Here is a 15,307-nt window from a genome sequence, read left to right on the forward strand (position 1 = left end):
TGGCTGAAAGCTTAGGCTGCGGGTGTGCACCGGTCAATGCAGAAACAGCCCTCTGCACCGCCTTGGGAACGCACTGCCGCACGCCCGCAGCCGCCCGATCCGGCACAGCCGCTGACGCCGCGCTAACCGGCGCAGCACCGACAATGCAGCTCTGTTCCCAGCAACGAGGAAGATGACGATGGCCGAGTGGATCACCCTGGATACGCATCACGGCCCGGTACGGGCCTGGCAGGCCCTGCCGGAAGGCACCGCGCGCGGCGGCCTGGTGGTGGTGCAGGAAATTTTCGGCGCCAATCCGCACATCCGCAGCGTGGCCGAGCGCTTCGCGGCTGAAGGCTATGCGGTGCTGGCGCCCTCGTTCTTCGACCTGCTCGACGGCCCCGACGCCGATCCGGACGCGTTGCCCTACGACGCCGAAGGCGTGAAACAGGGCCTGGAACGGGTTGGCGCGCTGGGCATGGAACGGGCGCTGGAGGTGGTGCGGGCCGCGGCAACCCGGCTGGCACCGCAGGGCAAGGTCGGCACCGTCGGCTACTGCTGGGGTGGCACGGTGGCGATGCTGTCCGCAGTGCGCCTGGGGCTGCCGTCGGTCAGCTACTACGGTGCGCGCAACGTGCAGTTCCTCGACGAAACGCCCAAGGCCCCGGTGATCTTCCACTTCGGTGCCCAGGACCGCAGCATCCCGCCGGAAGCGGTCCAGGCCCACCGTGAGAAGCTGCCGCAGATGGCCACCTATGTCTATCCGGCCGATCACGCCTTCAACCGGGAGGTCGGACATGCGTATGATCCAGACAGCGCCGCCCTGGCGCTGCAACGCACCCTGGACTTCTTCTCGGAGCATCTTGGATGAGCGAATTCGAACTCGATTCACGCCTGGCCACCGATAGCGTGCTGGTGGCGGAAGGACCGTTGTCGCAAGTGCGGCTGATGAACGACGAACGATTCCCCTGGCTGGTACTGGTACCGCGCCTGGCCGGGGTGACCGAGTGGATCGAGCTGGACGGCGAGCAGCAGGACAAGCTGCGCACCGAGCTCAACCGCGCCTGCAAGGCCCTGAAGGGCTCCGACGGGGTGGAAAAGATCAACATCGGGGCGCTGGGCAACATCGTGCGCCAGCTGCACTTCCATGTGATCGGCCGCCATGACGGTGATCCGGCCTGGCCGGGCCCGGTCTGGGGCAGCGGCCCGGCGCACCGTTACGAGCCGGCGGCGCTGGACCAGCATGTCGCCTACTGGAAGGAACGGCTAGGATATCCGGCCCAGTCCTGAGCCTTCGCCGACCCGATGCGATTCAACCTCGTTGCCGCCGTCCTGCTGATCCTGATCGGCCTGTTCATGCTCGCCAGCAATCTCGGCTGGACGCACCTGAACCTGTCCAAGCTGCTGCTGACCTGGTGGCCGGTGGCCCTGGTGGGTGTCGGCATCGCGATGCTGTTCGGTCGCGGCAAATAAGCAAAGGCGGCGCAAGCGCCGCCTTCGCCCATGCAGAGCCGAGCCTTGCTCGGCTCCAGAACAACTCAGGTCCGCGGCAGGGTCACGCCGGTCTGGCCCTGGTACTTGCCGCCGCGATCGCGGTACGACGTCTCGCAGACGTCATCGGCGGCCGCCTGGAAGAACAGCATCTGCGCCACGCCTTCGTTGGCATAGATGCGCGCCGGCAGCGGCGTGGTGTTGCTGAATTCCAGGGTGACGTGGCCTTCCCATTCCGGCTCCAGCGGCGTCACGTTGACGATGATGCCGCAGCGCGCGTAGGTGCTCTTGCCCAGGCACACCACCAGCGTATCGCGCGGAATGCGGAAGTACTCGACGGTACGCGCCAGCGCGAAGCTGTTCGGCGGGATGATGCACTCGTCGGCGGTGATGTCGACGAAGCTGCCCGAGTCGAAATGCTTGGGGTCGACAATCGTCGAGTTGATGTTGGTGAACACCTTGAACTCGCGCGAGCAGCGCACGTCGTAGCCATAGCTGGACGTGCCATAGCTGACGATGCGCTGGCCGTTGGCCTGCTTCACCTGCCCGGCCTCGAACGGCTCGATCATGCCGTGCTGCTCGGACATGCGGCGGATCCAACGGTCACTCTTGATGCTCATGCTTTGTCCTGGGGGTACGAGGGGGCGCGAGGATTCTAGCAGGGGCCCGGCCTGCGCCGGCGGCCCCTGCACCCGCACTTACAGCAGCGACGACAGGATCGGGATCGAGGCCCGTGGGCGCTTGCCGACTTCCTCGATCAGGCGCTGTGCGGCATGGCGGTAGGCCTGGGCCGGCGCCGAATCCGGCTGGGCGACGGTGATCGGGGTGCCTGCATCGCCCTGTTCACGGATGCCGATCTGCAGCGGCAGCGAACCCAGCAGCGGCACGCCGTACTGCGCGGCCATGCGCTCGCCACCGCCCTCGCCGAACAGGTGCTCGATGTGCCCGCAGCTGCTGCAGGTGTGCACCGCCATGTTCTCCACGATGCCCAGCACCGGCACCTCGACCTTCTCGAACATCTTCAACGCCTTCTTCGCATCCAGCGTGGCGATGTCCTGCGGCGTGGTGACGATCACTGCACCGGCCAGCGGAATCTTCTGGGTCAGGGTCAGCTGGATGTCACCGGTGCCCGGCGGCAGGTCGATCAGCAGGAAATCCAGGTCGTCCCACAGGGTATCGTTGAACAGCTGCGTCATCGCCGAGGTGGCCATCGGGCCACGCCAGATCATCGGCGTGTCCTCTTCGATCAGGTAGCCGATCGACATGGTCTCCACGCCGAACGCACGCAGCGGCTCGATGCTCTTGTTGTCCGGGCTTTCCGGGCGGCCGGACAGGCCCAGCATGGCCGGCACGCTGGGGCCATAGATGTCGGCGTCGAGCACGCCCACGCGCGCGCCAAGCTGCTGCAGCGCCACGGCCAGGTTCACCGAGGTGGTGGACTTGCCGACGCCGCCCTTGCCCGAACCGACCGCGATCACGTTGCGGATGCGGGCATGCGGCGTAAGTCCCTTCTGGACCTGGCTGACATGGGGACGGCGGGGAGAACTGTTCACAACGAGCACCGGCGGGGTCAGGGGGATAACCCGACATCATACAAGCTGGACGTAACCTGACTGAAATTCAGGATTGCGACAGATTCGTGCACAGATTGTTAAGTTCATGTTACGTTCGATAAGCACTGTTTTGAGCTGTGGAGCCGGTTGTTCCGGCCCGCGCGATGGCGCATGCGCAGTGCCGTTTTTGTTTTTGCTCTCCAATGGAACTACATGAAACACGTCAGCAATACCGCACGTCGCAACACGCTCACCGTCGCCCTGATTTCCGCTCTGATGGCCGCCGCCCCGGCAATGGCTCAGGACAAGGCGACCAACCTGGACAAGATCACCGTCACCGGTTCGCTGATCCCGCAGACCCAGGTTGAAACCCAGACCCCGGTGATGTCCATCACCGCCGAAGACATCCAGACCCGCGGCTTCAGCAGCGTTGCTGAAGTGCTGCAGCAGTCGTCGCTGACCACCGGCGGCCTGCAGGGTGGCCAGACCTCGGGTGCGTTCACCCAGGGCGCCGAAGCCGCCGGCATGTTCGGCCTGAACCCGGGCTACACCAAGTACCTGATCAACGGCCGCCCGATGCTCTCGTATCCGGCGCTGTACAACGGCAGCGAGTCGTTCAACAACATCAGCGGCATCCCGATCGACATCGTCGAGCGCATCGAAGTCCTGCCGGGCGGCCAGTCGTCGCTGTACGGTTCGGACGCGATCGCCGGCGTGGTCAACATCATCCTGAAGGAACGCATGGACGGCGGCACGATGTCGATCCGTGGCGGCACCTACACCGAAGGTGGTGGCAGCAACATCCGCTTCAGCGCCGCCAAGGGCTTCAACGCGTTCGACGACCGCTTCCACGCGCTGGTCAACGTGCAGATCGAAAACGGCAGCCCGATCTGGGGCTACCAGCGTGACATCACCAAGCAGAACAACCCGGTCGGTTACACCGCGCAGCTGCCGTCGAACGACTTTGCCGTCATCGGCAACGCCGACAACAAGCTGTACATGATGGACCCGACCCGCTGCGCCAACGTGGCAGGCCTGTACGACGGCACCACCACCGTCGGCAAGCGTGCATCGGGCGAATCGTGCGGCTCGGTGTACAGCGCCGGCTACAAGACCCTGAAGAACGGCAAGAACAGCGGCCAGTTCTACTCGTCGATGACCTTCGACGTGAACGACAATTTCCAGCTGTTCGCCGACGTGCTGTACAGCAAGGAAAAGACCGAGTTCACCTCTGGCTCCAGCGCCCTGTGGTGGGGCACCAAGTCGGTGATGGGCGGCTTCTACGACCAGGGCCTGGGCAAGGTCGTGAACCTGCAGCGCGCGTTCGCACCGGAAGAAATCGGCCCGGGCCACTACAACAACATCCTGAACTCCGATGAGAGCCGTTCCTACCAGGTCACCCTGGGCGGCAAGGGCATGGTCGGCGACTGGGACTACAGCGCCAGCTTCACCCGCGGCGAATACCGCCTGGACCAGAACCGCTTCGCGCGCTGGAAGGACAAGATCGAAGGCTTCTTCGGCGACACCGTGCTGGGCCCGCGCCTGGGCACCACCGCCGATGGTTTCGGCATCTACAACCCGAACTACGCCGCGTTCTATTCGCCGATCACCCCGGACCAGTTCGCCAATTTCACCGGCTATGGCACCCACCGCAGCAAGACCTGGCAGAACCTGGGTCGCGTGCAGGTGACCAACGGTTCGCTGTTCTCCCTGCCGGGCGGCGACGCCGGCCTGGCCGTCGTGCTGGAAGGCGGCAGCGAAGGTTGGGACTACTCGCCCGACCAGGCCTTCATCGATGGCAACGCCTGGGGCGCCAGCGCCGTGGCCGGTGCCGGCCACCGCAGCAACTACGCGGTGACCAGCGAACTGCGCATGCCGGTGTTCGAGTCGCTGACCATCAGCGCCTCGGGCCGCTATGACGCCTTCAAGATCGCCGACAAGACCGTCGACAAGGCCACCTACAGCATCGGCCTGGAATACCGCCCGGTTGAAAGCCTGCTGCTGCGCGGCAAGTACGGCACCGCGTTCCGCGCGCCGACCCTGTCCGATGCCTTCCAGGGCATGAGCGGCTCGTTCGCCTCCGGCCAGAACGATTACTACCGCTGCAGCCAGATGGGTTACGCCCTGCGTGACGAAGCCTGCTCGTTCTACAAGACCACCTCGGTGTACAGCGAAAAGTCCGGCAACCCGGACCTGAAGCCGATCACCGCCGACGTGTGGAGCGCAGGCGTGGTGTGGGCCCCGGTGAGCAACTTCTCGCTGTCGGTCGACTACTACAACTGGAAGATCAAGAACGAGGTCAAGACGCTGAGCACCGACCAGCTGCTGCTGGCCGAGTACCAGTGCCACAACGGCCTGCCGAACAACACCTCGGCCAGCTGCCAGAACGTGACCGACTGGGTGACCCGCGACGCCGGTGGCAACCTGACCCGCGTGTACACCCCGAAGCTCAACGTGGCCAGCCAGAACCTGGAAGCGGTGACCGTCGGTGCCAAGTACCAGCAGGATCTGGGCCGCTTCGGTTCGCTGATGTTCTCCGGCAACTACACCAACATGCTGAAGCGTGAAGTGGTGGCCCTGCCGGGTGCGCAGAAGCTGGACCTGCTGAGCGATCCGTACAACATGTGGTACTACGACAACTTCGCCAAGGTCCGTGGCGACGTGTCGGTGGGCTGGGCCATCTCCAAGTTCACCACCACCGTGTACGCCAACTACGTCGGCAGCACCCCGAACTACCTGGCCTACACCGGCCGCAGCTATGACTATGTCCACTCCTCCGGCGCCAAGGCCGGCAAGTGGGGCTCGTACACCACGTACAACATGAGCCTGAACTACCAGGCGCAGGACGATCTGACCCTGTCGCTGATGGTCAACAACGTGTTCAACAAGCTGCCGGAAGGCCAGCGCTACAACTACCCGGGCAACGAATCGACCCCGTTCAACGACGGCTTCTACAGCGTCTACGGCCGTCAGATCTCGGCCCAGGTCAAGTACGACTTCTAATCCCCGTCGTATTCCGGACTCCGTGTCTGGACCAGGCCCCGCTTCGGCGGGGCCTTTTTTTTTGGAGCGCTGAACGCCTCGACCGGCCTGCAGCAAAAAGCGTGATCGACACCGCACAAACATCTGCGTTCAAGGGAACGCCGGTGGATCACAACGCATTGATTCTGAAGGGACATTCGCAACGTCGACATGCTCCCTTGCACGTCGCCATCTTTTGAAACATGCCAAAACAAATCACCTTACCCATTGATTCAGAAGCTTTTTTCCGCTCTACGGACGCACGTGGATGTGACAGGCCCGTGTTGGCAACGTTAACGACGTGTTACGGTCGACCTGAATGGAATCACACTGAACGAATCATTAATGCGCAGGGAGTGCGCCGCCAAGACATTGCTCACTACGGGGATCCACCATGTCTCGCCAACGTTCCACGCTGTCGCGCCACCCTCTGACCCTCGCCCTGCTCGGCACCCTCCTGGCCTCTGGTACCGCCCTGGCCCAGGACGGCAATGCGCCGACCCAGCTTGACCGTGTGACCGTCACCGGATCGCTGATTCCGCAGACCGAGATCGAGAACCACACGCCGGTCCTGACCGTCACCGCCGAGGATATCCAGACCCGCGGTTTCACCAGCGTCGCCGATGTCCTGCAGCAGTCCTCGCTGTCCACCGGCGGCCTGCAGGGCGGCCAGACCTCCGCATCCTTCACCCAGGGCGCCGAAGCGGCCGGCATGTTCGGCCTCAGCCCGGGCTACACCAAGTACCTGATCAACGGCCGCCCGATGCTCTCGTATCCGGCGCTGTACAACGGCGGCGATACCTTCAACAACATCAGCGGCATCCCGATCGACATCGTCGAGCGCATCGAGATCCTGCCGGGCGGCCAGTCCTCGCTGTACGGTTCGGACGCGATCGCCGGCGTGGTCAACATCATCCTCAAGGAGCGCATGGATGGCGGCGTGCTCAATGTGCGTGGTGGCGCCTACAGCGAAGGCGGCGGCAACAGTTTCCGCCTCAGCGGTGCACGCGGCTTCAATTCGAAGGACGACCGCTTCCATGCACTGGTCAACGTGCAGTATGAAAAGACCAGCCCGATCTGGGGTTACCAGCGTGACCTGACCAAGGTCAACAACCCCGACGGCTACAGCCCGCAGTACGTCTCCAATGATTTCCTGGTTCTGCTGCCGGCCGCCAACAACCGCTACGCGATGATGGACCCGAACCTGTGCGCCAACGTGGCGGGCCAGTTCGACGGCACCACCGTGCTCGGCACCCGGCCGACCGGCCAGGCCTGCGGCTCGGTCTACGGCACCGGTTACAAGACCATCAAGAACGGCAAGGAAAGCGGGCAGATCTACAGCTCGGCCACCTTCGACGTGAACGACAATTTCCAGCTGTTCGGCGATGCGCTGTACAGCCTGGAAGAGGTCAAGTACGCAACCGGTTCCGGCTACACCTGGTGGGGCACCTCCTCGGGGTGGGGCCGCTTCTATGACCAGGCCAGCGGCCAGTACATGAACCTGCAGCGCGTGTTCGCGCCAGAGGACATCGGTGGCGGTGGTTACCGCGACATCATGAACACCGACCGCAACAAGGCCTACCAGGTCACCCTCGGCGGCCGCGGGACCGCAGGCAACTGGGACTACAGCCTCAGCTTCACCCGTGGCGAGTACAAGCTGACCGAGCGCAATTTCGTGCGCTGGAACGACCCGATCAACGATTACTTCGAGCAGCGCGTGCTGGGCCCGGTACTGGGCACCACCAGCACCGGCTATGACATCTACAGCCCGAACTGGGAAGCGTTCTATGCGCCGCTGCCCGCCGGCGACTTCCAGAGCTTCACCGGCTACAGCTACAGCGAAAGCCGCACCTGGCAGAACCTGGCCCGTGCCCAGGTCACCAATGGCTCGCTGTTCAAGCTGCCCGGTGGCGATGCCGGCTTCGCCGTGGTTGTCGAAGGTGGCAGCGAAGGCTGGGATTACACGCCCGACCCGGGCCTGATGGACGGCAGCGTGTGGGGCACCACCGCCGTGTCCGGTGCCGGCCATCGCAGCAACTACGCGGTGACCACCGAACTGCGCATGCCGCTGCTGGAAACGCTGACCGTCACCGGTTCCGGCCGCTATGACGCCTTCAAGATCGGCAGCAACACCGTCGACAAGGCCACCTACAGCGTCGGCATCGAGTTCCGTCCGATCGAAAGCCTGTTGTTCCGCGGCAAGTACGGCACCGCCTTCCGCGCACCGACCCTCTCCGATGCCTTCCAGGGTCGCAGTGGTTACTACGCCAACGGCTCCACCGACTACTACCGCTGCGGCCAGCTGGGCTACGACCCGGCCAACACCACCGGCTGCCCGTACGACAGCGTCTCGGTGTTCGGCACCCGCTCGGGCAACCCGGACCTGGAGCCGATCACCGCCGATGTCTGGAACGCAGGCGTGGTCTGGGCACCGATCAACAACCTGTCGCTGTCGGTCGACTACTACAACTGGAAGATCAAGAACGAGGTCGACACGCTCAGCTCCGACCAGCTGCTGCTGGCCGAGTACTACTGCCGCAACGGCCAGTCCAACAACACCTCGGCCAGCTGCCAGAACGTCAGTGACTGGATCACCCGTGATGCATCGGGCGTGCTCGATGAGATCTACACGCCGAAGATGAACGTCGCCCGCCAGAACCTGGAAGCGCTGACCGCCAGCTTCAAGTACGTGCAGGACATCGGTCGCTTCGGCTCGCTGCAGTTCTCGGCCAACTACACCGACATGCTCAAGCGCAAGCTGCAGCCGCAGCCGGGTGACGAGTACCTGGACCTGCTGCACGACCCATACGCGATGTGGGTGTACGACTCGTACGCCAAGGTGCGCGCGGACGGCTCGATCGGCTGGGCCAAGGACAACTGGACCACCACCCTGTACGCCAACTACATCGGCAAGACGCCGAACTACATGGCTTACGTGGGCAATGGTTATGACTACGTCCACAGCTCCGGCTACAAGGCTGGCAAGTGGGGCTCCTACACCACCTACAACCTGAGCGTGAACTACCGCGCGATGGAGAACCTGACCCTGTCGCTGATGGTCAACAACGTGTTCAACAAGATGCCGGACAACCAGCGCTACAGCTACGCCGGCACCAGCGGCCAGCCGTACAACAACTACCTGTACAACGCCTACGGGCGCGCGATCTACGTGCAGGCCAAGTACGCGTTCGGCGTGAAGTAATCCAGCAACCGTAGCAACGGAAAAGCCCCGCCATGGCGGGGCTTTTTCGTGTCCAGCATGACCGTTCGGAAGAACAGGCCCTGGTACACCAGGGCCTGCCGATTTCCGGCCCTTCCGCTCAGCGGAAGCTGTAGCGCAGGCTGGCCATGTAGCGACGGCCCAGCGCGTCCAGCACGTACGGGAACGGACCGATGTCGTCGGACAGGTTCAGCACCGACAGGTTCACGCGTGCGTTGTCGGTCAGGCGGTAGCTGACATTGGCATCCCAGGTCGTCCAGCTGTCACGCTTGAAGTACTGCCGGCTTTCCGGGGTTGCAGTCAGGCTGAACTGCGAGCCGCTGGTGTAGTTGGACGTCACGCCATAGCTCCACTTGCCGATGGCATGCTGCGCCGTCCAGCGGAACTGGCGCTTGGGCTCGTCGAACGTACCCACGCGCTCCACGAACGGCACATCCGCGTTGGCGGCCTGGCCACGGTTCTTCGGCATGTAGCCGTAGAAGCCCAGTGCCACCTGGCCGAATCGGCCCATGTCCCAGTTGTAGTCCACTTCGGCCGTCCAGCCGCGGAACATCAGCACCGGGCCATTGCCGTACTCGGTACGGATATCGGTGGCCGCACCACTCAGCGGATTACGCGTCACCAGGCTGCAGAAGCGGTTGGCGTTGGGCACGTCGGAGGCATTGAAGTCCGGGTTGTCGAAGCAGCCGGTGATGATGTCGGTCGGGCTGAGGCTGGTGATCACATCGGTGATCTTGATGTCATACCAGTCGGCCGCGACCCGCAGGCCCTTCGCCCAGTCCGGTGCGAACACGATGCCCGCTGTCCAGGACTTTGCCTTCTCGTTCTTCAGGCCGGTATAGCCGTTGACCGAGCCGAGGGTGTTGGTCGGCGACGCCTGGAACGTTGCCGGGTCCGCACCCGGGTAGGCCTGGAAGAAGGCTTCGCAGTTGCGGCGGCGAATCGCGGGATTGGTGCCGCCGTTGATGGCCGACACCGAGCACACTTCCGGGATGTTGTAGTACGCAGGCTGCAGCGAGGTGTAGAGCTCGGCAATCGAAGGTGCACGCAGCGACTGGGTCTTGCTGCCGCGCAGCTGGATTCCCGCGAACGGCTCGTACTGGATGCCATAGGTGTACGCATTGAAGCCACCGGCCACCGAGTTGACCACACGGCGGCCCTTCAGGGTCACGTCCAGGCGGTGCAGGCCCGGCAGATCCCAGTCGGGATTGAACAGCGGTGCAAGGAACTCGGCGAAGATTTCATTGGTGTGATAGTCGCCCTTGGCGCCCTGGATCGGCACCGAACGCCCCTGCCCCAGCCGCTGGTACTCGCTCGGAGTAAATGAACCTTCTTCGCGACGATGCTCCACGCCTGCGGCGAAGGAGAACTCGCCGCCCGGCAGGTCGAACAGGCCACCGGTCACCGACGCGTTGAACACAGTCTGGCGCGTCCGTGCCTTGGCCAGGGTCGGCGTCGACACATAGGCCAGTGCTTCAGGCGATGCCTGGTTCTCGCCGAACAGGTTCAGCGGGCGGCAGTTCGGATCGGCAGTGGTGCCCGGGGCGGATGCATCACAGACGATGTTGCCGCTGGCATCGCGCTTCACGTTGAGCGCATTGATGAAGTTCTGCTGGATCAGGCCGGTTCCCTTGTAGTCGAAGTCGCCTCGACCGTGGGTCACGCTGGTTTCCCAGTTGAAGCGGCGCTCGCCGATATCGAAGAAGCCGTCCAGGCCGAGCACGATGCGGCTCAGGCGCGTATCGGTGCTGGCGTTGTTCATGCTCAGGTCGCGCGAGGAGCGCGACAGGCGGAACGAGGTGATGCCGTTCTCAGCCAGGATGCGGCGCGACTCGGCACTGAGGAACGGATTGTTCGCGCTGAACAGCATCGCGCCGCTCTGGTCACCACTGCCATCGGGGTTTGCGGCACCAAAGCCGGCGGCGTTGTAGACGTTCTGGTCCAACGTCTCGCGCGCGGTGGCGCTGTAGTGCGACAGTTCGAAGAAGCCACGCACGTTGTCGTTGAAGTCGAAGCTGCCGGTCGAATAGACCGTACGGCGTTCGAGGTCAGCGATCAGCGGGACGGTCTCATTGAGGTTGAGGCCATCGCCACCGGACGCATTGCCGCTGGGATAGGAGATGCCCGGATCGAAGGCAACCAGGTCGCCCTTGTTGTTGAAGTGCCAGAGCTTGTTGTTCGGGCCGAAGCCGTTCAACTCACCCGTGGCATTACGCTGGTAGCTGCGCCGCACCTGGATGTCCGATGGCATGATCAAGCCACCGAAGGTCATGCTGGAGATGCGCCGGTTGCGGATCCAGACCTGGTCGGCGATGCCGTCAGCCGGCCCGGTATTGAACGGGATGCTGGGATCGATGCGGCCGTCATTGCCCGGGGTACGCCATGGTTGGAAGCGCGCCACGTTCGCTGCCGTCGGATTGGTCTGCAGGCTGTAGCCGTTGCGGTAGAAGTCGCGCTGGAGCGCGTTCACGCCTTCGCTGTTGTCCAGTTCGGCAGCGATGGTGAAGTGGCCACGACCATCGGCGAAACCGCTGCCGAAAATGGCGGACCACGAGTAACGGTCATTGTCGTTCTTGGTGGTCCTGCCAAAGCCGATCTCAACTTCAGCGCCTTCAAACTTGTCACGCAGGATGATGTTGTTCACGCCGGAGATGGCGTCGGAACCATACGTGGGGGCGCCACCGATGCTCAGACTTTCCACACGCTCGACCATCACGGTCGGGATCGAGTTCATGTCGACCTGGATGCCCGAGCCACCGCCCGCACCGAACACGGTTGGCGGTGCGGAGGTCACGAAGCGGCGACCGTTGACCAGGGTCAGCAGGCGGTTGCTGCCGAGACCGAAGCGGCTGGCGAAGTTCACGCCTGCGCCGAAGCCGGCCTGATCACCGCGCGAGGAGACGCCGGCAGAAACACCGGGAATCTTGGTCAGCGCATCGATCAGGTTGGTGTGCCCGTACGCCTCGATGTCCTGGCGGGACACCACGGCGGCCGGTTCCAGGGTGTCATAGCCGGCGCGGTAGATGTGCGAGCCCGTTACCGTGATGCGGTCCAGCTGGGTGGCCGCGGCTTCATTGGAAGCCTTCTTCGCGCTCTCGGCAGTCTCCTTGGCAGCCTCTCCCTCCTGCGCGAAGGCAGGCAGGGCGACGGCAAGCAGGATGGCCGAGGTGAGCGCGAGACTCAACGGATTACGGGGTAGTGGGCGAGTCTTCTCCATGTCTCTCTCTCTGAAAGTGAAGGCATAAAAAGCTCTGCATCGGCAAGACAGAGGAAAAGTAGTCAGCAACTGTTCACGTGCCGATAACGGAATTCATACACAGATCGACACGAAACGGCAACATTCAGCAAAAGTTCAATTTCATATGACACACCGTGGAATAGAGCATGAGGGCGTGAGCTGGCCCGAGGATTTCTCCAATAATCCTTTCCAATCAGCACCTTGAGTCGACACCACCAGAACCCGCGGCAACCATCGCACGCCCTGGACAGGGTTCCGGACACGTCCTGTCCCGGCAGCCATCCAGCGCCTGCATCCTCGGCAACTGCGAACACGGATTCATAATCAATTCACCCAATGCAACTGGAGAGGGCCGGCCTTCGTTCGGCGCTTCGGCGGAGCCTGGGGTGCCCTTCTGCGCCGCCCTTCTGGCGTCTGTGCGCCCCTTGCGCAGGGGCATGACCTTCGACACCCTTGCAGGTCTGGCCGGCGGCGTATCGTTCGGCCCACGGTCGCACCTGCGGCCACTCCCTGACTCACTCGGCCTGGAGGCCATTCAAGTGACCCGTACTCCCAAGATCGTGCTGCTGACCCTGGCCGTTTCGGCCGCGCTGGTTGGCTGCGGCAAGACTGAAACCCCGGCCAAGGACGCCGCCGCCTCCGCCCCGGCCACCGCCGAAGCCACCAACTACACCTTGGACGACAGCAAGCTGCCGGCCTACAACGCCTTCCAGCCGAGCGACCTGGACACCACCAAGGACGCCTGCACCGCCTTCGGCGACTACGTCAACAGCAAGTGGCTGGCCGCCAACGAAATCCCGGGCGACCGCACCAGCTGGGGCGCGTTCACCATCCTCGACGAGCGCTCGGTGGCCGTGCAGCACCAGCTGGCCGAACAGGTCGCGCAGGTCAAGAATCCGAACCACATCGAGAAGATCGTCGGTGACCTGTGGGCCACCGGCATGGACGAGGCAAAGATCAATGCCCAGGGCATCGAGCCGCTGAAGGCCGACCTGGCTGCGATCGACGGCCTGCAGGACAAGGCGGCCATCGCCAACTACCTGCGCACCAGCGCCGCCAAGGGTGACAACATCCTGTTCGGCTTCGGCGCCGAAGCGGACTTCAAGAACTCCGCCATGAACATGGCCTATGCCAGCCAGGGCGGCCTGGGCCTGCCGGATACCACCTACTACACCGATGCCAAGAACGCCGACAAGCTGAAGGCCTACCAGGCGCACGTCGCCAAGGTGCTGGAGCTGTCCGGCGTGGCCGCGGCCGATGCGGCCAAGCAGGCCGAGGACGTGGTCAAGTTCGAAACCCGCCTGGCCAAGGCCTCCAAGTCGCGCGTGGAGCTGTCGCGCAACGTCGAGCTGTACTACAACCCGGTCACCCTGGCCGACGCCGACAAGCTGACCCCGAACTTCAGCTGGACCGAGTTCTTCAAGTCGCAGGGCGTGGCCGCGCCGGAGAAGTTCTCGCTGGCCATGCCGGCCTTCCATGAGGAAGTGAGCAAGTCGCTGGCCGACACCGATCCGTCGGTGTGGCGCGCCTACCTGCGCTTCCACACCGTGGACAGCGCCTCGCCGTACCTGGCCGATGCCTTCGTGCAGGAGAACTACGAGTTCTACGGCAAGACCCTCAACGGCCAGAAGGAACAGAAGCCGCGCTGGAAGCGCGTGCTGGGCACCATCGAGAATGATGCCGGTGAAGCCTTCGGCCAGCTGTACGTGAAGGTTGCCTTCTCGCCGGAAGCCAAGGCGAAGATGGAAGAACTGGTGAAGAACCTCGCCGCCTCGCTGAAGGACCGCATCCAGGGCCTGAGCTGGATGAGCGAAGAAACCAAGGCCAAGGCCATCGCCAAGTGGGAAACCTTCACCCCGAAGATCGGTTACCCGGACAAGTGGCGTGACTGGGCGGGCCTGCAGACCCAGCGCGACAGCTTCCTGGGCAACGTGCGCGCGGCCAACGAGTTCAACTACAAGTTCAACCTGTCCAAGATCGGCAAGCCGGTGGACAAGACCGAGTGGGGCATGACCCCGCAGACCGTCAACGCCTACTACAACCCGCTGCAGAACGAGATCGTGTTCCCGGCCGCCATCCTGCAGCCGCCGTTCTTCGACCCGAAGGCCGACGACGCGCTGAACTACGGCGGCATCGGTGCGGTGATCGGCCATGAAATGACCCACGGTTACGACGACCAGGGCGCACGCTTCGGGCCGACCGGCAACATGGAAGACTGGTGGACCCCAGCCGACAAGAAGAACTTCGAAGGCCTCACCGGCAAGCTGGTCAAGCAGTTCGACCAGTACAAGGTCGACGGCCAGGCAGTGAACGGCCACCTGACCCTGGGCGAGAACATCGCCGACCTGGGCGGCCTGGCCACCGCCTACGACGCCCTGCAGAAGGCCACCGCCGGCAAGGAAGATGCGAAGGTCGACGGCTTCACCCGCGACCAGCGCTTCTTCTTCAACTGGGCCACCGTGTGGCGCACCAAGTACACCCCGGAAAACGCCAAGGTCCGCCTGGCCACCGACCCGCACGCCCCGGCGCAGTTCCGCGCCATGGGTGCGCCGTCGAACCTGCCGACCTTCGCTGCCGCGTTCCAGTGCAAGGCCGGTTCGCCGATGGCCCGCACCGGCGAGCAGCAGGTGGTGATCTGGTAAGCCACGGCTGACGCTGCGGCAGACCTGCAAAGGCCCGGGAATTCCCGGGCCTTTGTTTTTCCGGGGTGTTTTTCATCCACGCATGGCGTGGATCTACTGATCTCGGCACTCCCCGGTAGCGGCCGACCTTGGTCGGCGAAAGCAGCGTGATGCGTGCATGCCG

Annotated in this window: 9 protein-coding genes; 6 read left to right on the forward strand and 3 right to left on the reverse strand. The window is 63.8% G+C overall.

What is annotated here, in order from left to right; genetic code table 11:
* Positions 1–178: 178 nt before the first annotated feature.
* The 3 genes from ACUZUJ_RS15905 to ACUZUJ_RS15915 are packed head-to-tail and all read left to right on the forward strand — an operon-like array spanning position 179 to position 1,452.
* Positions 179–850, forward strand: coding sequence for a dienelactone hydrolase family protein (locus tag ACUZUJ_RS15905; RefSeq protein WP_049445708.1), 672 nt, complete (start codon positions 179–181; stop codon positions 848–850).
* Entirely contained in the window at positions 847–1,269 is a 423-nt protein-coding gene (locus ACUZUJ_RS15910; RefSeq protein ID WP_014037994.1) for an HIT domain-containing protein, read from the forward strand. Before ACUZUJ_RS15905 ends, ACUZUJ_RS15910 begins: the two co-directional genes overlap by 4 nt.
* A 15-nt stretch (positions 1,270–1,284) precedes the next feature.
* A complete protein-coding gene (locus ACUZUJ_RS15915; RefSeq protein WP_005418011.1) occupies positions 1,285–1,452 on the forward strand; it encodes a LiaI-LiaF-like domain-containing protein in 168 nt (55 codons plus the stop codon).
* A gap of 65 nt (positions 1,453–1,517) precedes the next feature.
* Here ACUZUJ_RS15915 and dcd read toward each other — a convergent pair whose 3' ends face one another.
* Both dcd and apbC read right to left on the reverse strand, forming a co-directional pair.
* Positions 1,518–2,090, reverse strand: coding sequence for a dCTP deaminase (dcd, locus tag ACUZUJ_RS15920; protein WP_014037995.1), 573 nt, complete (start codon positions 2,088–2,090; stop codon positions 1,518–1,520).
* A gap of 78 nt (positions 2,091–2,168) precedes the next feature.
* On the reverse strand, positions 2,169–3,023 hold the full coding sequence (gene apbC / locus ACUZUJ_RS15925; RefSeq protein ID WP_049445600.1) for an iron-sulfur cluster carrier protein ApbC: 855 nt from the start codon (positions 3,021–3,023) through the stop codon (positions 2,169–2,171).
* 213 nt (positions 3,024–3,236) lie between these two features.
* On the opposite strand from apbC, the gene ACUZUJ_RS15930 reads away from it, so the two are divergent.
* A complete protein-coding gene (locus ACUZUJ_RS15930) occupies positions 3,237–6,026 on the forward strand; it encodes a TonB-dependent receptor plug domain-containing protein (protein ID WP_458220487.1) in 2,790 nt (929 codons plus the stop codon).
* A 412-nt stretch (positions 6,027–6,438) separates the two neighbouring features.
* Positions 6,439–9,246, forward strand: coding sequence for a TonB-dependent receptor domain-containing protein (locus ACUZUJ_RS15935; protein WP_049445604.1), 2,808 nt, complete (start codon positions 6,439–6,441; stop codon positions 9,244–9,246).
* Between the two features lie 118 nt (positions 9,247–9,364).
* Here the strand turns inward: ACUZUJ_RS15935 and ACUZUJ_RS15940 are convergent, their stop codons facing one another.
* A complete protein-coding gene (locus tag ACUZUJ_RS15940; protein ID WP_049445606.1) occupies positions 9,365–12,481 on the reverse strand; it encodes a TonB-dependent receptor domain-containing protein in 3,117 nt (1,038 codons plus the stop codon).
* Positions 12,482–13,041: 560 nt separating this feature from the next.
* Between ACUZUJ_RS15940 and ACUZUJ_RS15945 the strand changes: the two genes are divergently transcribed.
* Positions 13,042–15,144 (forward strand): M13 family metallopeptidase, encoded by a 2,103-nt coding sequence (locus ACUZUJ_RS15945; RefSeq protein ID WP_049445607.1) that lies wholly within the window; start codon positions 13,042–13,044, stop codon positions 15,142–15,144.
* Positions 15,145–15,307 lie beyond the last annotated feature (163 nt).

It is taken from the genome of Stenotrophomonas sp. S4 (genome assembly GCF_054187805.2).